This window comes from Methanosphaera sp. A6, assembly GCF_001729395.1.
Taxonomy (GTDB): Archaea; Methanobacteriota; Methanobacteria; order Methanobacteriales; family Methanobacteriaceae; genus Methanosphaera; species Methanosphaera stadtmanae.
Genome location: NZ_MAIF01000036.1, coordinates 1 through 20,067, shown reverse-complemented (window position 1 = coordinate 20,067; position 20,067 = coordinate 1). Strand labels below are relative to the sequence as shown.

Below are 20,067 nucleotides of genomic sequence, written 5' to 3'. Positions count from 1 at the left end.
AATTTCTTCTTAGTTATGTATATTATGATTTGTATTTTTTATATTAAAAAAATTTTATTAAGAATTATAAAATAAATCAGATTGAAATAAAAGTTTTATTAAAAAAAAACCCTTAAAAAAACCATAATAATAAATAATGATAAATCATATATTAATTATTAATTCTCTAATATGGGAGGTTACCTGTTATGACAAGTGAAGATGATAAATTATCCTTTACTGAATTTTTAAGAAAAGAAAAATTTATTAAAGGTACTGCAGATGCTGATGTAGATATAGAAGAAAGTGTTGATAAAATAGATACTTCTGTTGATGAAATTATTGATAAAATAGACACGTCAACTACGGATGAAACTATCAATAAAAAAGATACATCTGATGATAAAAACACAGAAGTTATGGTAAATGAGGATAATACGCCAGATTCTAATGAAGGTATTAATCACTCCATTATTCTATTAATTATAATTATATTAATTGTAATTATACTATTATTTATAACTCTAATTTAAAATTCAGTGATTATAATCATTGAATTATTTTTATCTTTTTTTATAAAGACTTATTTTAACCAGAGTTCCCGTAATGTATATGGTAATTTGATAAATTAAGTATTGAATTAATTAAAGAAATAATATTTAATATATTAATAATATATTATCATATATAAAAGGAGGCCTTCACATAACAAACAATATTAGAAAAAATAAGTTCATTGCAACTGCATTATCTTTTGTTTTCTGTGGACTTGGAAATATATATAATGGACTATATTATAGAGGCATAGTTGAATTTGGAATTGAAATAACATTAGCATTCATATTCTCAGATTTATTAAAAACTCTACCTTATGGATTATTTATCATGTTTTTAATAGGTTTTGTATGGTGGGCATATGTTCTCTATGATACTATGTCATGTACAGATGCAATAAATGAAAATAGAAATATTCCCTATTTTTAAATAAAATAAAAATAAAATAATTTTATTTCTTTACTTTTTTTATACTACATATTCTAATAGTAGTAAAATTCTATAAATTACAAATAACATATATTATTATAATACTAATATTTTTTTAAATAATATTAAATACATAGTATGGAGGCTACATTTAATGGATTATTTTGGAATGCTTGAAGAAAAAACTAAAGAACTATATGCTATTGCCAGAGAAGCACGTAAACAAGGAAAAGATTTAGAATTAGAACCTGAAATACCCCTTGCAAAGGACTTGGCCGAAAGAGTAGAGGGACTTGTTGGTCCAGAAGGCGTTGCAAAAAGAATAAAAGAATTAGAAAAAAGTATGTCAAGAGAAGAAGTTGCATTCCAAATAGCTAAAGAAATTGCAACTAAAGATGATGTTGAAGGACAACCAAATGATTATGAAGTTCAAGAAGCAAATGCAGATAGTGCTATACGTACTGCTCTTGCTATATTAACAGAAGGAGTAGTAGCCGCTCCTCTAGAAGGTATTGCTAAGGTTAAAATTAAAGATAATAGTGATGGAACTAAATGTTTTGGTGTGTATTTTGCTGGACCTATTCGTAGTGCTGGAGGTACTGCTGCTGCACTAGCTGTACTTCTTGGTGATTATATTCGTATGTCCCAAGGACTTGACAGATATAAACCTACTGATGATGAAATAGAGCGATATGTTGAAGAAGTTGAATTATATGAATCTGAAGTAACAAATCTTCAATATTCCCCTACACCTGATGAAGTTAGATTAGCTATTAGAGGAATTCCTGTAGAAGTTACTGGTGAACAAACAGATCCTGTTGAGGTACAAAACAGAGATCTTCCACGTGTAGAAACTAACAATCTTCGTGGAGGAGCACTTCTTGCTGTTGCTGAAGGAGTTATTCAAAAATCAAGAAAGATTGTTAAATATGCTAAAACTCTTAAAATTGATGGATGGGATTGGCTTGAATATTTTACAGCTCCTAAATCTACAAAAGAGGAAGAGAAGAAAAAAGAAGAATCTTCAGAGAATAAACCTAAGAAGAAAGCTAAATACATGGAAGATATCATTGGTGGAAGACCAGTTATGTCATATCCTGGTGCAAAAGGTGGTTTTAGACTACGATATGGACGTACACGTGATAGTGGTTTAGCTTCTATGGCTATACATCCTGCTACCATGGAAATTGTTGAATTTCTAGCTATAGGTACACAGATGAAAATTGAAAAACCTGGTAAAGGTAATTGTGTTGTACCTTGTGATTCTATTGAAGGACCTATTGTTAAGTTAAAAAATGGTGATGTTATTCAGGTAAATGATGTGTCCAAGGCAATTAGTATTAGAAGAGATGTTAATGAAATAATATTCCTTGGTGATATGCTTGTTGCATTTGGAGAATATCTTCGTGGAAATATTCCACTTGATGTTTCAGCTTGGTGTGAGGAATGGTGGGCTCAAGAAATTGAAGCTTCAGAATACTTTAAAGAAACTCATGATACGTTTGGAATTGATTTTAATGAGAATATGGAGTTAAATGCCCTTCTTAAATTAGATATTGATGCTAAAAAAGCATTTGATATTGCTAAAAAAACAAATACACCACTTCATCCTAAGTTTACATTTTATTATAATGATGTAACAAAAGAGGAATTGAATGACTTGCACAATTATTTATATAGTTTAATTGATAGTCCAGAAGATGTATTTAAATCTGATATGAATCGTATACCTATTGATTATCATAAAAGAATTATTGAAGTTCTTGGAATTCCACATCATGTGAATAATAAATCATTAATTATGTCTAATGATAATTTATATACTTTGATGAGTGTTCTTAATAAATCATTATCTCCAGATGAAGATATGGAAACTATTGAAGCTGTTAATATGATTAGTCCAGTTTCTATTAAATCTAAGGCTCCAACTTATATAGGTGGTCGTGTAGGTCGTCCTGAAAAAACTAAGGAACGTCTTATGAAACCTGCCCCTCATTCACTTTTCCCTATTGGAAATTATGCTGGTAATATTCGTAACATTGTTGAGGCTGCAAAGAAAGGTACTATCAAGGTAACACTTGCTAAGTGTAAATGTACTAATCCTGATTGTAAAGTTTCATCATTTAAGGCTTTGTGTCCTGTTTGTGGAAGTAGAACTGAGCTTGAAAGTTCTGCTGCTAAGAATATTAAATTAGATAAGTTACTTATGGATGCATTTGAGAATGTTAATGTAAGACGTTTAGATGAGGTAAAAGGTGTTAAAGGATTGATTTCTGAGGATAAATATCCTGAACCATTAGAAAAAGGTATTTTACGTGCTCGTAATGATGTTTTCACATATCGTGATGGTACTATCAGACATGATTCTACAGATTTGCCCTTAACACATTTTATTCCAAGGGAAGTTGGAGTTCCATATGAAAAAATTCTAGAAATGGGATATACTGAAGATATATATGGCAAGCCTATAACTAATGATAATCAAATTATTGAAATTAAGATTCAGGATATTGTTGTTAGTGAAAGTTGTGGTGATTATCTTCTAAAGGTTTCTAAATTTATTGATGATTTACTCATACGTTATTATCATATGGAACCATTTTATAATGCTGAAAATAGGGTTGATTTAGTTGGTCATTTAATTGCAGGTCTTGCACCACACACATCTGCTGGTGTTTTAGGACGTATTGTAGGATTTACTAAGGCATCCTGTTGTTATGCACATCCTTATTTCCATTCTGCAAAAAGACGAAATTGTGATAGTGATGAAGATGCTGTAATGTTACTTCTAGATGCATTGTTAAACTTTGGTAAAACATATCTTCCAAGTACTCGTGGTGGAAGTATGGATGCTCCTTTAGTTTTAAGTATTAGAATTGATCCTGAGGAAATTGATGATGAATCACATAATATTGATTGTATGAAAAGAATTCCTTTAGAAATTTATCATAAAACTGAAGAAGGTGGTGTTAAACCATCTGATGTTAATGATTTAGTTGATAATGTGGAATCAAGATTAGGTACTGATAATCAGTATCATGGTCTTATGTATTCCCATCCAACTAGTTCGATACATGCCGGACCAAAAATTTGTTTGTATAAGACTCTACAGACTATGACAGACAAAGTTGAAAGTCAAATTGCACTTGCCGAACTACTAAGAGCAGTTGATCAAAAAGGTGTTGTAGAGGGTGTTTTAAACTCCCACTTCCTACCTGATATGGCAGGAAATATTAGAGCATTCTCACGCCAGAAAGTAAGGTGTACTAAATGTGGAGCTAAATACAGACGTATTCCACTATCAGGAGAATGTACTTGTGGAAATAACTTAATTTTAAGTATTTCAAAAGGATCTGTTCTTAAGTATCTAGACATATCTAAGGATTTATCACACAGATATCCAATAAATCCGTATGTTGTAGAACGTATTGAAATATTAGAGACAGGAATTAACTCATTATTTGAAAGCGACAAATCTAAACAGAGTTCATTAGATGCATTTTTCTAGAAAATACTAGTTTAACCCCCAACTATTTTTTTATTTAAAAATTAAGTATAGTTTCAATGGATTAGAACTACTTTTCGTAAGAATTTAAATATTACTTACATCAAAGAATAAATTATAGAAAAAAATGGAAGTTGTAATTATGATGAAAGATCCTGAAACAATTCAAGATACATATAACCTTAATGAAATTCATGTAATAAAAAATGATGGAATAAAGGAAAAATTCAGTTATGAAAAACTCGTAAAATCATGTATTATGATTAATATCCCATTAGGTTTAGCAGAAAAAATAGCATACAAAGTATCTAAAAAAGCACATGATAACATAACAACCAAAGAAATCAAAAACCTAATATACAAACTACTTCAAAAAGAAAACACTAAACTAGCAGACAAATACTACAACAACAACACACTACGTGTAAGAACAGGTAGAGATACAATAGAAGCATTTGATAAATCAAAAATTGCAAATACATTAATTCAAGAAACACAAACAACACCAAAACTAGCAGATAAAATAGCAACAGAAGTATATAAAGAACTTAAAAAACTACAACTTGACTATCTAACAGCACCAATAATTAGAGAAATGGTTAATACCAAACTAACAGAAAATGGTCTTGAATCATTAAGAAGAAAATACACAAGACTAGGAATGCCAGTATACAACATAACAAATCTAATAGAATCAGGAAATAAAGACAATGCAAATATGATGCATAACCCTGAAACAATACATAAATATGTTGCAGATGAATCTCTAAAACAATATGCACTACTAAATATATTACCACATAACTTGGCAGATGCACATATGAATGGAACAGTACATATACATGATTTAGAATTCTTTGCAGGAAGACCAATAAACTGTTTACAACACGACCTAAGACAATTCATACGATATGGATTAAAAGTAGATGGAACAGGAGACCATACTAGTGTAGCAGGATGTCCAAACCATATTGAAACATTAATGAATCATTCAGGAGAAATAATGTTAGCTGCACAACAAAACATGAGTGGTGGACAAGCAATGAGTCTATGGAATGTGTTTGTAGCACCATTTGCAGCAGGACTTCCATATGAAAAAATAAAACAATCTGTTGAAATGTTAATATTCAACCTAAACATGGCATATGCCGCACGTGGAGGACAAGTACCATTTACAAGTATAGGACTCGAATTTACTGTACCAGACTTCCTTAAAAATGAACCAGCATATGGACCTGGTGGAAAAGTAATGGGAGTATATGGAGATTATGAAAAAGAAGTAAGACTTCTCCAAAGAGCATTCACTGAAGCATTAATTAAAGGAGATGCAGAGGGAAAACCACATCTTTTCCCAAATACAATATACTACCTAAGAAAAGAATGTTTAACACCAGAATTTACCGAAGATATTGAAAGAGTACACTTTTTATCTGCTAAATTTGGAACAGCATACTTCATAAATATGTTACCAAAATACATGGGAAACATGGCAAATTACATGGGATGTCGTACCAGATTATCAGATAACTGGACAGGTGACTGGGAAAAAGATTGTTTAAGAACAGGAAATCTTGCATATGTTACAATGAACCTTCCAAGAATTGGATATAATGCACGTGATGAAACAGAAATCTTCGACTACCTAGATGACTACATGAAAATAGTAGAAGATGTATTACTACTTAGACGTGAAAGAGCCCTAAAATGTTTAAATGATTACAACATACTACCATTTTTAACACAAAAAATGGGTGAAGATCCATATTACATGGTTGATAACAGTACATTATCCTTTGGATTTGTAGGATTAAATGAAATGCTTCTTGCACAAACTGGTGCTGGACTTGAAGATAAAGACTCAAATAATCTTGGATTAAAAGTAATTCAACACATAAATGACAGAGCAAATGAACTTAAGAAAGAAACAGGACTAAGATGGGGAGTTATACAAACACCAGCAGAAAGTACTGCATATAGATTTGCAACCATGGACAGAGAAAAATATCCTGACCAAGTAATATGTAATGGAGATAGTAATGCTTCCTACTATACAAACAGTAGCCACGTACCTGTAGATACCTCACTAAGTTTACCAGAAAAAATAAGAATTGAATCAGACTATCATCCTCTAACACAAGGTGGACACATATTCCATGCATTTATGGGAGAATCATACAGTGACCCTGATAGTTTAATGAGTTTAACTAATAAAATTACACATAAAACAGATATTGGATTCTGGGCATACAGTAGTGCTTTAAGTTTCTGTATAAATTGTAAAACATTGATGAAAGGATTACAAACTAAATGTACACATTGTGGAGAAACTAGAAATGTTGAATGGTATGATAGAATTACAGGATATGTTCAACAAGTAGGTCATGCAGAAACTGCTTCTGGTGGATGGAATGCAGGTAAAAAACAAGAATTATTAGATAGAAAAAGATGGGAACAATAATCCATCTTCTTTTTTTATAAATATTTTTCATCAATAGTTACTGCAGTACCATATGCTGCCATTAACATATCTGGAGGTAACTGTTGATTATAATTTGTATATTCTATTTCAATATCAATAATAGCATTAGCATTAAGTTTAACTGCCTCTTTTTCAAGTATTAATAGAATATAATCCCTTGCAATAAGATAGTCTCTATGTTGTATAGACTTTTTTTTACTTAAATTAGAACCTAAATATTCTAATCTTTCATTATGGGTTTTTTCTTCAAATTCAAATATTTCCTCTGCAAATACAAGTCCATGATATTCTTTTATTGGTATCTTTGGCTGATTATTTAAAATTAAAATATTTAATTCATCCATATCACCTATATCACTTATCTTCTTTGGAGCATCAAATAGATTTTTATCAAATAACAACCCTATAAAACCACCAATTCTACCAAAGATATAGACAAACAACAGTAATAAAAATATTAGAATGTAGTTTACTGTTAATGGAAATGCTGCTTGTAACATTATTGCTATTCCACCAATAGTAAATACATTCCATGTAATTGCCTGTGCTGGAAATAGCCAGCCAATAAGATTTGTTACTATAAATAATACTATTGAACTAATAGCTCCAGATGTTGTATTTGTTAATTTTTGAGAAAGATATGTTTCTACAAAACCTGCAATTAATGGTGCAAATATAAGATATATATTAAATCCCCATATTGCTAGATTAAATATAATACAGATATATACAACAAGTAATCCTACTATTATTCCCATTATAATAGAAAAGATAACATCTCTATCATAATAATCAGATAATTTCTCTCTAAACATCGAATATTTTTCCTTTATATTAACTATACTATTTTTTTTATTCAAGATTATAATTATAAATTACTACAATATAATAAAAAATTGTATAATCTTATTTAGACATATGATTATAATAGGCATATTGAAAAACTTCAATATACATTATGAAAAAAAAATCATAGATTTAACAATCCAACTTAAATATGGAGGATAACAATGAAAAACGTAGATTTACTAGTATTAGGACATACTGCTTTTGATTATATTATGCAAGTAAGAGAATTTTCAAAAATTAATACCTCAGCTATAATAGATAATATGGAAACATTACATGGTGGAGCTGCTGGTAATGTTGCTGTTGTTGCAAGTAAAATGGGATTAGATGTTGGTCTTATATCCTGTGTTGGTAATGACTTTGAAGATAGTGATTATAAAAAAGAATTACTTAATGAAAATATTGACATATCTGATATGATACTATCCCAAGAACATAAAACACCTACAGCATTTTGTTTAACAAATCCTGATGATGAACAAATGTTTTATTTCTATTGGGGAGCTGCTAAAAAATATCATGAAAGTCCAGTACCTAAAGAAGCTATTGATAAAGCTAAAGCTGTGCATCTTGCAACAGGAGACCCTGAATATAATATAAAAGCAGGAAAATATGCTTATTCACAAAATAAATTAGTATCATTCGATCCAGGACAGGATTTACATCTCTATAGTACTAATGATTTAAAAGAAGTAGTTGCTAATTGTAATATATTATTTGGTAATGAACATGAAATTGAACATATCTGTGATTTACTAGAGAAAAATATTGATGAATTAATGAAAAATGGACCAAATATGATTATTCAAACACTTGGTGAAAAAGGAAGTTTAATCTATGTTAAAGGAGAAGATCCATTAAAAATAGAAGCCGTACCTACCAAATCATTCGACCCTACTGGTGCTGGTGATTCATACAAGGCAGCATTTTTAAGTTTATATTTAAGAGACAATAACCTTAAAACATGTGGTAGATTTGCAAGTACTGTATCATCATATATTGTAGAAACCCAGGGTACACAGACAAATATTCCAACTAGAGAACAAGCACTTATTAAGATGAATGACACATGGCCCAATGAGGAATAAAATATACTATAAAAAATACTTGATTTTATTTTTCATTTTTTCCTATTTTTTTAATTTTATGTAATATTTTTCATGAAAAATACTTATTTTACAGTATGTTATAATACTATTTTATTAATTTGTAATAATTAGATTACAATTTACTTGAAAAAAGTCTAAAAAGCTTCATATTTTTTGTAAAAAAATAAAGTTCCATAAGAAAAAGTCCCAAAAAGACAAAAAAATAATGGTGTTTTTTAATGATTTTTCTAAACCTTTATATACTCAATAAATCTTAGTAGTAATTAGTCTAAAACAAAGGGATAAAAAAAATATTAGAAAAACAATATTAAAAAAAAATAATTTCTAACAAGAATTATCCCATTAGAACATAACAAATATGGAGTTAAATAATATGACACAAATGCTAGAAGCAATGAGAGGAAACATTACTGAAGCTATGAAAACCGTGGCTGCTGATGAAAAATTAGATCCTGAATATATAAGAAAAATGGTTGCAAAAGGATACATTGCAATTCCAGATAACAACCAAAGAGAAACAGTAGCAGTGGGTATAGGTGAAAACTTAAGAACAAAAGTAAATGCAACAATAGGTACATCCACCGATATTAATGATTTAGACATGGAATTAGAAAAAGCAAAAATTGCTGAAGAAGCAGGAGCAGACACACTTATGGAACTAAGTATAGGTGGAGACTTAGACAACATAAGAAGAACTGTACTTAAAAACACTAAAAAACCTGTAGGTAGCGTACCTATATACCAAACAGCTGTAGAAGCAATAGAAAAAGATGGTTCAGCAATTAACATGGACCCAGATGACATGCTTAAAAACATTGAAAAACAAGCAAAAGACGGGATAGACTTTATGGCTATTCACTGTTCTGTAAACAGAGAAACCTTAAAAAGACTTAAAAGACAAGGAAGAAACGGTGGACTTGTAAGTCGTGGAGGTTCATTCATATCCTCATGGATGGTACACAACGACTGTGAAAACCCATTATATGAAAACTACGATCAAGTTCTTGATATTGTAGAAGAATATGATGTATGTTTAAGTATGGCTAACGCAATGAGAGCAGGAGCACTCACAGACTCTACAGACAGAGCTCAAATACAAGAACTAATTGTATTAGGTGAATTAGTAGACAGAGCAAGAGAAAGAGGAGTACAAACTATTGTAGAAGGACCAGGACACATACCAATCAATGAAATTGAAACAAACATCAACATTCAGAAAAAAATGTGTAAAAACGCACCATTCTATATGTTAGGACCTATTGTAACAGATATTGCACCAGCATACGACCACATAGTATCTGCTATAGGAGCAGCACAATGTGCAAGATATGGAGCAAACTTCATATGTTATGTAACACCTGCAGAACACTTAGCTCTACCAGGACCAGAAGATGTAAGAGAAGGAGTAATTGCTACAAGAATCGGAGCTCACGCAGGAGATTTAGCAATAGACCTTGAAAGATTCGGAGAAGACGATATAGCAATGGCACATGCAAGAAAAAGCTTAAACTGGACAGAACAATATGAACACGCAATGTGGCCAGCAGATGCAAAAGCAATCAGAGATAAAAGACCACCTGAAGCAGATGACACATGTACAATGTGTGGTAACTACTGTGCTATAAAAATAGTAAATCAATGGTTAGACAAAGCAGATAAAGATGCTTTTGATAACTAGATACAAGGTAATAGATAAACATTATCCTACTACCATTCATTCATTTTTTTTTAAATATCTACAATAATTTTTAAAATAGGTATTTATCCTATTTTAAAACTATTTTAAAAAAACTACTTATTTTAATAATATTCCCTGAAAAAATAGTAAAGATGAGTTTATGGTGCAAATAATTTTGTAACTTCTTGTACACATTCTGATTTTGTTATAACTGATATTTTCTGGTTTTCATGAAATACTGTATCCTCTTGAGGAATTATTAATTCATTATCTTCATATACTGCACATATAATATAATTTTCTGTTGGACTATAATCTAAAACTCTTTTACCATATAAATCCTTATTTTCTAATTTAACATCTAATAATTCTGTTGAACCCCTACCAAGAATTATTAAATCTGAAACCTTTGGCCTTGTTATTATACGTTCCAAGTATGATGCTACTGCTGATTCTGGACTTACTGTTATGTCAATTCCAACTCTTTTAAATGCATTAACATGATCAAGATCATTAACTCTTGCAATGATCTTTTTTATATTATCATAATTTTGACTTAACACTGATGTTAAGAGATTTACTGTATCATGACCTGTTGCAGCTACAAAAACATCAGCATCAGTAATATCAGCATCTTCTAATACTTGAACTGATGTGGCATCACCATGAATTACCATTGCATTAATCTGTTCTGCAACTTCCTCTGAAATTGTAGAATCATTTTCAATAATAGTAACGTTTAATCCTTCTCTAATTAGAGATTGAGCCAAATTTAATCCTACTCTTCCAGCACCAACTATTATTACATACATCTTTTTCACCAAAAATAAAATTTTTATCTATCTAAATTATTGTATCATATCTCTAACAAATGATATAGACTAAAATAAATAATCTTATAATATATTATAATTATTCTATAATTAATTAATATATTTTTCACTAAAAAAATATAAGCAATGAAAAACTAAAATAATAATTATATTAATGATTTTATAATTAAAAGAAATTAGAATAATAATTAATCTATAACCCTATTAATAAGAAAAAACTTATTATTATAAACTAAAACTAGTTATAAATAATCTATTTCATTAAAGATTCTAAAGATTATATCCAATTTAGATAATTCAAAGATTACTAAGTGGAAGGCTATAGATATTTCTAATTATAATAAAAAAGATTATTCGTGATTATATATGAGTAAACATTGGACTGAAAGAATAGCTGAAGAATTAAGTCAACAAAAAAAAGATGAATATATTATAGGTAGTGGAACATCCATTTCAGGATCAGTACATATTGGAAATAGCTGTGACATATTCATTGCAAATGCAGTAAGTAAAGAATTAAGAAAAATAGGTGAAAATGCAAAAACTGTATGGATTGCAGATGACTATGATCCATTAAGAAAAGTACCATATCCATTACCAGAAAATTACAGTAAATATCTTGGACAACCATACTATGAAATCCCATGTCCTGAAGGATGTTGTGAAAACTTTGTAGAACACTTCCAAAAACCATTTGTAAATTCTCTTAAACCATTTGATATTGAAAATCTTGAAATAAAAAGTGGAGCACAAATGTATAAAAATGGTGTATATACTGAAGCTACAAAAGTTGCACTAGAAAATACTGAAAGAATAAGAGAAATATTTAATGAATACAGAGAACATCCATTAAGTGAAGATTGGCTACCATACAATGCAATATGTTCTGAATGTGGAAGAGTAAATACAACCCATGCATATGACTTTGAAGGTACAAATATTAAATATAAATGTGACTGTGGACATGAAGGTGAAGTTGACTACACAACAGGAATGGGTAAATTAACATGGAGAGTAGAATGGGCTGCAAGATGGAAAATCCTTAATATTACATGTGAACCATTTGGAAAAGACCATGCTGCAAGTGGTGGATCATATGATGTTAGTAAAATTATATCAGATGAAATATTCAATTATCCTGCACCATACCCAGTACCATATGAATGGATTACACTTGATGGAGATGCAATGAGTAAATCTAAAGGAGTATTTTTCTCACCAGAAGCTTGGCTTAAAATAGGTAAACCTGAAACATTAAATTATTATATTTTCAGAAACAAACCTCTAAAACCTAAAGATTTCACACCAAAAATGGGATTCCTTGATCTTATGGACCAATATGATAGAGTAGAAAGAATTGCATATGGTCAAGAAGAAGCAAGTAATGAAAAAGAAAAAGAAAAACTTACAAAAATATATGAAGTATCCCAAATTAATGATATGCCTGATGAAATGCCATTCCAACCATCATACAGATTCCTTACAGTAGCATATCAAATAGCAAATGGTAATGCTAATAAAATATACACAATACTTAAAAACAACAACCAACTACCAGAGAGACTTGAAAATGTTACATTTGAAGATTTAAGTGAATTTGATAGGGATACATTCCTCCAAAGAATTGAATATGTTCACAACTGGCTTGAGACATATGGTCCTAAATTTGTAAAATTCCAAGTTATGAATAAAATGCCACGTATTGAAATAACAGATGAACAAAAAGAGTTCCTCAAACAAATTGCTAATATACTTGAAAGTGAAACATTTGAAAATGATGTTCAATTCCATGATAGAATGTATGAAGTACTTGAATCACTTGGAATGAAACCACAAAAAGCTTTCCAAGCAATTTATAAAACAATTATTGGTAAAAAACAAGGTCCACGTGCAGCATCCTTTGTATTATCACTTGATAAAGACTTCGTTATAAAAAGATTCAGATTAGAAGAATAACTTTATTAAAAAATAACTTTAAAATCCAAAATAAGAAGTATTTAATTATTAAATACTTACTTTTTTTACTTTTTTTTAACTTTGAATATGCCTGTTTTAAATAAAAAAAAATATTTATAGAAATTCAAAATTAGAATTGAATCTTAAGTTTCTTGCATGATGTGTTGCAAAATTTAGGAAATTATCTATTAAACTATTATTTTTAACATTCAATGCACTTATTATATGATGTGTCTCATTAGATAATATGTTACTTGTATATTGTGATGTATATGACATACTGTTATTTATAAATGTATAGATGTTTTCATGATTTTCAACAATATGCATTGCCTCACAAAATGATGATACAACATCCACTATATCAAAATCTAAATCATAATTTGCTAGTGTTGTCCATGCAAGTCTTTGTGCAGAATTTTCCACTTCAACAAAATTAAGGCCATTTAAATCATGTATACTATTAAATTCTTGAGGTTTATGTGATAATAAAAGAAGATAATCTCTTGCAAGTGGTATTGGTTCTAAATCATATATATATGCTTGTACAGGATCATCAAATGAAACTATGTCCACCAAACCCATATCTGCCAATTTCAATGCAGTTTTATTATCAGTTTCAAGAAACTTAATATTTTCAAGTTGATAAATTCTAGCCAATTGCCTTATAAATTCACATGAAACTGCTCCTCCTGCAACTGTAATCTCCTCTTCATCATCCAATAAACGATTTTCATAAGTTTCATATTCATCAAGTATATCCAGAGCATAATCTGTTAGTACAGATCCCTTATTTGATACTGTGACAAGTTTCTTTGAAAGTATTTCTTCAGCAGACAATATTCGTCTATTTAAAACTGTGTGGGATATTCCAAGACTTGATGCAGCACGTCTTTGAGATTTATTATTTTTAATAGAATTAAGAGTTTCAAATAACTTATAATCAAATACATGCCCCTTGATTTCAAAATTTAATTTTTTATTAAAGTCCATAATACAACACCTTACATACAAAAATATTTTACAACTATATAAAAATAATTTAGTAAATTGTAAATATAAATTTTAATATAATAAATAATAAACTATTTATAAATATAATATAATAATTATCAATTTTTTTTATAGTAGAATATATTTTAAATTTTTTTTAGGGGAAAAACATGATTTATAATGATGCATTAAATGATATAATAGAAAATGTTAAGAAAACAACAGAAACCATTACAGATGAAAATGTTTCTAAAATGACAAAGATAATTGAAGAAGTAGAAAGTATTTTCATAATGGGATTAGGACGTTCAGGATTAGTTGCAAAAGCATTTGCTATGCGTCTAATGCACTTAGGTTTAAATGTATATGTAGTTGGGGAAACAACAACACCGGCTATTACAGATAAGGATTGTTTAATAGCTATTTCTGGTTCTGGAGAAACAAGTTACATTATAAGTACAACAGGAATTGCTAAAAATATTGGTTCTAAAATAATTGCAATAACATCATATCCTGACAGTACACTTGCACAAAGATCAGATTTAGTTCTTCAATTACAAGGAAGAACAAAAATTGATTCTGAACCAAATTATGCACGTCGTCAAATAAGTGGACTTCACCAATCATTATCTCCAATGGGAACAATTTTTGAAATAAGTGCTCTTATATTCCTAGATTCAATAATTGCACAAATGATGCAAGATTTAGAACAGACAGAAAAAGATCTTAAAGCAAGACACACTGTACTTGAATAAAAAAAAAGTGTTGGATGATTTATAGATACTTCTATATATCACACCTTTTTATGATAATCTTATAATAACTTCCATCTCATGATAGGTATATCTTAGTTCAACTATTTCATCTATGATTTCATTTATATTAATATCCACTCTTTGATGTAATAACTGTCCCATTAATTGAAGTGTTATTATAACATCACTACTTTTATCTATGTATAATATTTTTCCTGGAATAAAAACCCTATTATATGATATTTCAAGTAGAGCATCCTCTTTGAAGTTATCAACAATATAATTAAGAAGTTCATTTTGACTTAAATCAATAATTTGTCTATTCATATAATATCCTACTTATTTTTTATCCAAAGTTGACCCTTTCCACGTGTTGTATTATCTCCAGTATAAAGAGTGTATGTTCCAATATGATACTTGTTATTAATTAGGGGATTATGAATCTTTTCTTGTTTTTTAAATCCTTGAAGTACTTCATCTACACATCCACCAACTACAATAACACCTTTTTTCATACTACCTCCAGGCCAACGTGTTATGTTACCATCAACCTCTATGTATCCACCACTCATATGATTTCCAACTAGTATATCACAGTTTTTCTTAATTATTATCTGACCATTTAACATACAGTCTCCTGCATATCTACCAGCACTTCCTTCTACTATTATACATCCACCAGACATTCCCCTCCATTCACCTGCATATGATGAACCTAGAAATTCCTTTGTATTACCCTTTATTTCAAGTAATCCTCCAGTCATTTCACGTCCAGCATAACTTTCTGTATTACCATTTACTCTTATATATCCTCCAGACATCTGTGCTCCTACATGTAAATCCACATTACTATTTACAATAATACTACCACAGGACATTAAATTTCCAATGTATTTAACACGTTCCATGTTACCATCCATTATAATAGTACATTCATCTGGATTTGTAGTTGTTCCATCTATTGTTACCTTGAAGTACTTATTTAATGGTTCTTTTCTATTTCCCCTGTATATGATGGTTTCTTCTACTTGTTTTTGTGTTTTATCATATAATTTTTCTGGAAGTATATTATCAAATTCAAGTGGTATTTTACTGAATTTTTTCATAAATAATTTAATAGTTCTCATATCTAATCCTCATATTCTATATCTACACAAGTATCAGGTTTTATATAATGATCTGGAACACCATAATTTTCATATTTTATAGTATAATACTTATTAAATTCTGGTGTTATTTCATCTACAAGATTAGCCTCTTCTTTTTCTAAGCCACAAACATTAGTCCATATATGTTTACTATCTACTAATTTAACAATTTTTCCATGATCAACCATGATCATACCATCTTTTATAGTGTATAAACTGTTTAATAACTTGTTTTCAAGTGTTTGTGAATTTTTAAGAAGTGTTGTATCAAAGTCATAGACATCTATATCATATACTGAAACATCAGCCTTTGCACCTACACCAAGATGTCCTCTATCTGTTAATCCAAGTATTTTTGCTGGACTTGCCCTTGTAATTGTTGCTATTTCATTCCAGGAATATTCCCTATCATAACTTCCAAGTGATGTTCTTCTTGTTGCCCAACTATGTACTTGATTATCAAGCATATCATTTAGTTTTTCATTACTCATTATCCATGAAATTACACGTGGATATCTGATAAATGGACCACCATTTGGTGAATCAGTTGTTAATGCCAATTTCCATGGATCTTTTATTCCAAGGAAGAATTCAAGCCCAATAGCCCATTGAAGTACACTTACTGGTGCTCGTTTAGAATATATTGATGGAATAAGTCCAGATGAAGTTTCAACCTCTATATCCTTATTTGCCCATTTAAGTCCTGTTAGTCTGTATAAATCATACTCCATTGGTGCATCTGCAGTCATTGTTGTTGTTTCATCGAAGGTTATCTGTCCAATATCACAAGTCATATGTTTTGACTTATTTATATAATCAATCAATTCTGGTGCACCTGATGTAACATCCCTCCATGATGTTCCCTTATATGCATGGAACTGTACGTGTGTTGCATGTAACACTTGATCTCTTGTTACATTCTTATTTTTCTTAATATCCTTTACACAATCAAATGTTTCAAGTGTTGTTTCATAGTTTCCAGGATGTCCAAGGTCATTTGTATGAACATGCACAGAATGGGGTAAACCTAATTTTTCATTTACTTTAGTTAGAGCCTGTATTACTTGACGTCCTGTTACACCCCAGTGTGGTTCTGGATCATCAAGTCCATCTACATTTTTTCCCCAACCCCATGCTTCACTTCCACATGGATTTACTATTTTAATTCCATAACCCTTTGCTAGTTTCAACCATTTTGATATGAATAAAGCTAGTTTTTCTAAGTTATTTTCCTTAACATATTTAAGCATGAACCAGTTATTACCAAAGAGTGTTAATGTTGGTATATCAAGGTTTGGAATACTGTTTATTTCTTCATGTGCATGTTTTGCCTCTAAGGGTGGTACTGCTGCTTCTGTTACTGTTGTATATCCCATACGAGTATACCTGTACCCAGTTGTTGGACATGTTGGTATGGAAAATCCTGCTTCAAATCCCTCAATAGCACCACATGGTGCAGGTTTTATTCCACGTCTTGTATCTTCTGGACGATATAATCTTCCCACTGATAGTTTTGGTCCTGCTATGTGTGAGTGTAAATCTACTCCTCCAGGCATTACTAATTTATTTGTAACATCTATAATCTTTGCATCCTTTGATACTTCACTAACTATGTATCCATCTTTTATTAGTATGTCCTTTTTTTCTCCATCAATATTATTTGCTGGATCAAATACAATACCATTTTTTAAAATATATTCCATGTTAGTTATCTCCATTTTCTTGTTTTAGTTTTTCTATTCTATTGTATATCTGGGAGAGTATCCATTGATCTGAATGACAGTTTTCAGGTTTTTCAATAACTTTTTTCATATATAATGGTATTGAATCCATCCTATAAGCTGTCCCTTTTGTTTCCACACCTACTCTTGTACTTGGAAGTACTATGTCTGCAAGTTCAGTGTATGGGCCCCAATGAGTATCTACTTGTACAACTGGTATGTCAACTAAGTGTTTGATTGTGTAACCTGGAAATTGAACTCCAGGATCTGCTGCTACTGCCATGAAAAAATCAGGTTCTCTACGATTTAAAAGATCTATTGTTGTTGTTTCTCCAACCATGTATCTTGGATATCCTCTTGAATAATCCACACCATATGGATATCCTGTTTCTGTTGTTAATGCCATATTAAATCCATTAACATTGAAAAATCCCCTCATAGGTAACATGGACCATTTTGAGTATTTATTTAGATCTTCTATTAGTTGTATTAGAACATCAACATTTCCCTGTTTTGTAGTACTTTGTGTAAGACCTAATCCAAAGAACAATGCACCATATTCTGCATTTTTCATTATTTCTACAAGTTCATACAATATTTCTATATTAACTCCTGCAATTTCTTCATCAGTTATTTCATGTCCTGCAAGTATCATACGTAGAGTATTAAAAAAGGCATAGTCTTCCCCTATATCATAGCTAATCCATTTATCTGATACTTTAGCCGTGTTTGTATATTTTGGATCTATTGTTATTATTGTTCTATCCTCCCGACCATTTGGTCTGAAAAATCCTTCTGGAAAGGTTGTGTAACGTGAAAGATGTCTTGGATGATCATCCATTGGATTTGTTCCAACATATATTATTACATCTGCCCTGTTTTTTACAGCTCCAAGTGTCATAACAGGATGTCCCACATTTTGAAATGCTTGGATTGTTGCACCATGACATATTGTTGACTGATTATCTATTACACTTCCTGTTATTTGTGCTATTTTTATTCCCTCTTTTATTGCTTCAACAGATGTTTCTCCCCAACCATATAGTACTGGACGTACACTGTTTGTTAGAAGTTGTGCTATTTTATCTAGTGCATTTTCCCATGTTGTTTCCTTAAGTATTCCTTCTTTGTTTCTAATCATAGGATTTAGTAATCTTTGATCTTCATCATTTATTATTTTACTAGCACCTAGTCTACATGCATGTCTTACTCCCACTATTTTATCATCCTTTAGTAGGTATGTAATATCATCACAATTATTTCCACAGTATGAACAGGAACAATTTTTTACTTGTCTATCATAATCAGTAATTGGCATTTGCGTCAAATTATTTACTCCCCTATTTTTTTATATACTGGCTTTTGTCCAAGAGTTTTTGTGTTATATTTATATTTATTGTATGTTTTATGCATTAGATTTGCTACGAGTAATACTTCATCGTCTGTTTTTTTAATTACTGCTTTTACTCCCTTATATGTTGGAATATTACAGCAATATGTTTCTGGACTTATTACTATATTGGCCCATGGTCCCCTTGGTATGAATATCATACCTTCATGTGGTGCATCATGGGATTTATCTGCATATATTGTTACACTTCCCCATTTAGATGTTACATTTATTTTATCACGTGGTTTTAGAGATAATTTTTTCATATCCCTTGGATCCATAAAAGCTACAGCTGTAGATTGTCTGTATTCATCCTTTAATGTAGAACCTTTCTTTTCATAAAATGCTTGGATAATACTCGTACCTGTATTTATGATAATATCCATTTCATCCATATTTTAGTCTCCCTTATGATATATTGCCTTTGTTGGACATGTATCATTACATTTCATACATGTTACACATTTTTCTGGATGGAATAGTTTTATTACTCCATTTTCAACTAACATTACCACATCTGTTGTATCTGGCCCATTACCTCCAATAACCTCTGGATAGATTTCTTGATTAACAGGACATACTATAACACATGCTCCACACCCTAAACAATGATCTTGATTAACACATAACATTAATTTAATACTCCTTTTTATTATTAGTTAATTTTTTAAGGCCTGTTTTCATAGCA

Annotated in this window: 16 protein-coding genes; 7 read left to right on the top strand and 9 right to left on the bottom strand. The window is 30.2% G+C overall.

The window, feature by feature from the left end:
* The first annotated feature begins 188 nt into the window (after positions 1-188).
* The 3 genes from A9758_RS01135 (at position 189) to nrdD (ending at position 6,926) form a co-directional block, all read left to right on the top strand.
* The gene (locus A9758_RS01135; protein ID WP_011405872.1) at positions 189-512 is read left to right on the top strand and encodes a hypothetical protein; all 324 of its coding nucleotides are present in this window, start codon (positions 189-191) and stop codon (positions 510-512) included.
* 605 nt (positions 513-1,117) lie between these two features.
* The gene (gene polC, locus A9758_RS01130) at positions 1,118-4,471 is read left to right on the top strand and encodes a DNA polymerase II large subunit (protein ID WP_011405871.1); all 3,354 of its coding nucleotides are present in this window, start codon (positions 1,118-1,120) and stop codon (positions 4,469-4,471) included.
* Positions 4,472-4,613: 142 nt separating this feature from the next.
* Entirely contained in the window at positions 4,614-6,926 is a 2,313-nt protein-coding gene (nrdD, locus tag A9758_RS01125; protein WP_048059807.1) for an anaerobic ribonucleoside-triphosphate reductase, read from the top strand.
* Positions 6,927-6,940: 14 nt separating this feature from the next.
* Here the strand turns inward: nrdD and A9758_RS01120 are convergent, their stop codons facing one another.
* Positions 6,941-7,762 carry a heavy metal-binding domain-containing protein gene (locus A9758_RS01120; RefSeq protein WP_011405868.1) on the bottom strand — a complete coding sequence of 274 codons (822 nt, stop codon included), beginning with the start codon at positions 7,760-7,762 and terminating at the stop codon, positions 6,941-6,943.
* 195 nt (positions 7,763-7,957) lie between these two features.
* Between A9758_RS01120 and A9758_RS01115 the strand changes: the two genes are divergently transcribed.
* Both A9758_RS01115 and thiC read left to right on the top strand, forming a co-directional pair.
* Positions 7,958-8,884 carry a carbohydrate kinase family protein gene (locus tag A9758_RS01115; protein WP_011405867.1) on the top strand — a complete coding sequence of 309 codons (927 nt, stop codon included), beginning with the start codon at positions 7,958-7,960 and terminating at the stop codon, positions 8,882-8,884.
* 394 nt (positions 8,885-9,278) lie between these two features.
* Entirely contained in the window at positions 9,279-10,583 is a 1,305-nt protein-coding gene (gene thiC / locus A9758_RS01110) for a phosphomethylpyrimidine synthase (protein WP_011405866.1), read from the top strand.
* A gap of 158 nt (positions 10,584-10,741) precedes the next feature.
* Here thiC and A9758_RS01105 read toward each other — a convergent pair whose 3' ends face one another.
* Positions 10,742-11,395, bottom strand: coding sequence for a TrkA family potassium uptake protein (locus tag A9758_RS01105; protein WP_011405865.1), 654 nt, complete (start codon positions 11,393-11,395; stop codon positions 10,742-10,744).
* Between the two features lie 387 nt (positions 11,396-11,782).
* Here A9758_RS01105 and lysS point away from each other — a divergent pair, with 387 nt between their 5' ends.
* Positions 11,783-13,372, top strand: a complete 1,590-nt coding sequence (gene lysS / locus A9758_RS01100) for a lysine--tRNA ligase (RefSeq protein ID WP_011405864.1) — start codon at positions 11,783-11,785, stop codon at positions 13,370-13,372.
* A 114-nt stretch (positions 13,373-13,486) separates the two neighbouring features.
* On the opposite strand, the gene A9758_RS01095 is transcribed toward lysS, so the two are convergent.
* Complete coding sequence (locus A9758_RS01095; protein WP_011405863.1) at positions 13,487-14,365, bottom strand: LysR family transcriptional regulator; 879 nt, start codon at positions 14,363-14,365, stop codon at positions 13,487-13,489.
* A gap of 170 nt (positions 14,366-14,535) precedes the next feature.
* On the opposite strand from A9758_RS01095, the gene hxlB reads away from it, so the two are divergent.
* Complete coding sequence (gene hxlB / locus A9758_RS01090) at positions 14,536-15,120, top strand: 6-phospho-3-hexuloisomerase (RefSeq protein ID WP_011405862.1); 585 nt, start codon at positions 14,536-14,538, stop codon at positions 15,118-15,120.
* A 48-nt stretch (positions 15,121-15,168) separates the two neighbouring features.
* Here hxlB and A9758_RS01085 read toward each other — a convergent pair whose 3' ends face one another.
* The 6 genes from A9758_RS01085 to A9758_RS01060 are packed head-to-tail and all read right to left on the bottom strand — an operon-like array spanning position 15,169 to position 20,011.
* A complete protein-coding gene (locus A9758_RS01085) occupies positions 15,169-15,447 on the bottom strand; it encodes a DUF2097 domain-containing protein (protein WP_011405861.1) in 279 nt (92 codons plus the stop codon).
* An 8-nt stretch (positions 15,448-15,455) separates the two neighbouring features.
* Positions 15,456-16,247 (bottom strand): formylmethanofuran dehydrogenase subunit C, encoded by a 792-nt coding sequence (locus A9758_RS01080; RefSeq protein ID WP_011405860.1) that lies wholly within the window; start codon positions 16,245-16,247, stop codon positions 15,456-15,458.
* Positions 16,248-16,249: 2 nt separating this feature from the next.
* Complete coding sequence (locus tag A9758_RS01075) at positions 16,250-17,971, bottom strand: formylmethanofuran dehydrogenase subunit A (RefSeq protein WP_011405859.1); 1,722 nt, start codon at positions 17,969-17,971, stop codon at positions 16,250-16,252.
* Between the two features lies 1 nt (position 17,972).
* Positions 17,973-19,307, bottom strand: coding sequence for a formylmethanofuran dehydrogenase subunit B (locus A9758_RS01070; protein ID WP_232048229.1), 1,335 nt, complete (start codon positions 19,305-19,307; stop codon positions 17,973-17,975).
* A gap of 14 nt (positions 19,308-19,321) precedes the next feature.
* The gene (locus A9758_RS01065; protein ID WP_011405857.1) at positions 19,322-19,774 is read right to left on the bottom strand and encodes a molybdopterin dinucleotide binding domain-containing protein; all 453 of its coding nucleotides are present in this window, start codon (positions 19,772-19,774) and stop codon (positions 19,322-19,324) included.
* A 3-nt stretch (positions 19,775-19,777) separates the two neighbouring features.
* Positions 19,778-20,011 (bottom strand): ferredoxin family protein, encoded by a 234-nt coding sequence (locus A9758_RS01060; protein WP_011405856.1) that lies wholly within the window; start codon positions 20,009-20,011, stop codon positions 19,778-19,780.
* Between the last annotated feature and the right edge of the window lie 56 nt (positions 20,012-20,067).

What these genes read in the sequence shown, in the direction of transcription:
- A9758_RS01135 (WP_011405872.1), top strand. Translation starts at nt 189, where the DNA reads ATGACAAGTGAAGATGATAAATTATCCTTTACTGAATTTTTAAGAAAA.
- polC (WP_011405871.1), top strand. Translation starts at nt 1,118, where the DNA reads ATGGATTATTTTGGAATGCTTGAAGAAAAAACTAAAGAACTATATGCT.
- nrdD (WP_048059807.1), top strand. Translation starts at nt 4,614, where the DNA reads ATGAAAGATCCTGAAACAATTCAAGATACATATAACCTTAATGAAATT.
- A9758_RS01120 (WP_011405868.1), bottom strand. Translation starts at nt 7,762, where the DNA reads ATGTTTAGAGAGAAATTATCTGATTATTATGATAGAGATGTTATCTTT.
- A9758_RS01115 (WP_011405867.1), top strand. Translation starts at nt 7,958, where the DNA reads ATGAAAAACGTAGATTTACTAGTATTAGGACATACTGCTTTTGATTAT.
- thiC (WP_011405866.1), top strand. Translation starts at nt 9,279, where the DNA reads ATGACACAAATGCTAGAAGCAATGAGAGGAAACATTACTGAAGCTATG.
- A9758_RS01105 (WP_011405865.1), bottom strand. Translation starts at nt 11,395, where the DNA reads ATGTATGTAATAATAGTTGGTGCTGGAAGAGTAGGATTAAATTTGGCT.
- lysS (WP_011405864.1), top strand. Translation starts at nt 11,783, where the DNA reads ATGAGTAAACATTGGACTGAAAGAATAGCTGAAGAATTAAGTCAACAA.
- A9758_RS01095 (WP_011405863.1), bottom strand. Translation starts at nt 14,365, where the DNA reads ATGGACTTTAATAAAAAATTAAATTTTGAAATCAAGGGGCATGTATTT.
- hxlB (WP_011405862.1), top strand. Translation starts at nt 14,536, where the DNA reads ATGATTTATAATGATGCATTAAATGATATAATAGAAAATGTTAAGAAA.
- A9758_RS01085 (WP_011405861.1), bottom strand. Translation starts at nt 15,447, where the DNA reads ATGAATAGACAAATTATTGATTTAAGTCAAAATGAACTTCTTAATTAT.
- A9758_RS01080 (WP_011405860.1), bottom strand. Translation starts at nt 16,247, where the DNA reads ATGAGAACTATTAAATTATTTATGAAAAAATTCAGTAAAATACCACTT.
- A9758_RS01075 (WP_011405859.1), bottom strand. Translation starts at nt 17,971, where the DNA reads ATGGAATATATTTTAAAAAATGGTATTGTATTTGATCCAGCAAATAAT.
- A9758_RS01070 (WP_232048229.1), bottom strand. Translation starts at nt 19,307, where the DNA reads ATGCCAATTACTGATTATGATAGACAAGTAAAAAATTGTTCCTGTTCA.
- A9758_RS01065 (WP_011405857.1), bottom strand. Translation starts at nt 19,774, where the DNA reads ATGGATGAAATGGATATTATCATAAATACAGGTACGAGTATTATCCAA.
- A9758_RS01060 (WP_011405856.1), bottom strand. Translation starts at nt 20,011, where the DNA reads ATGTTATGTGTTAATCAAGATCATTGTTTAGGGTGTGGAGCATGTGTT.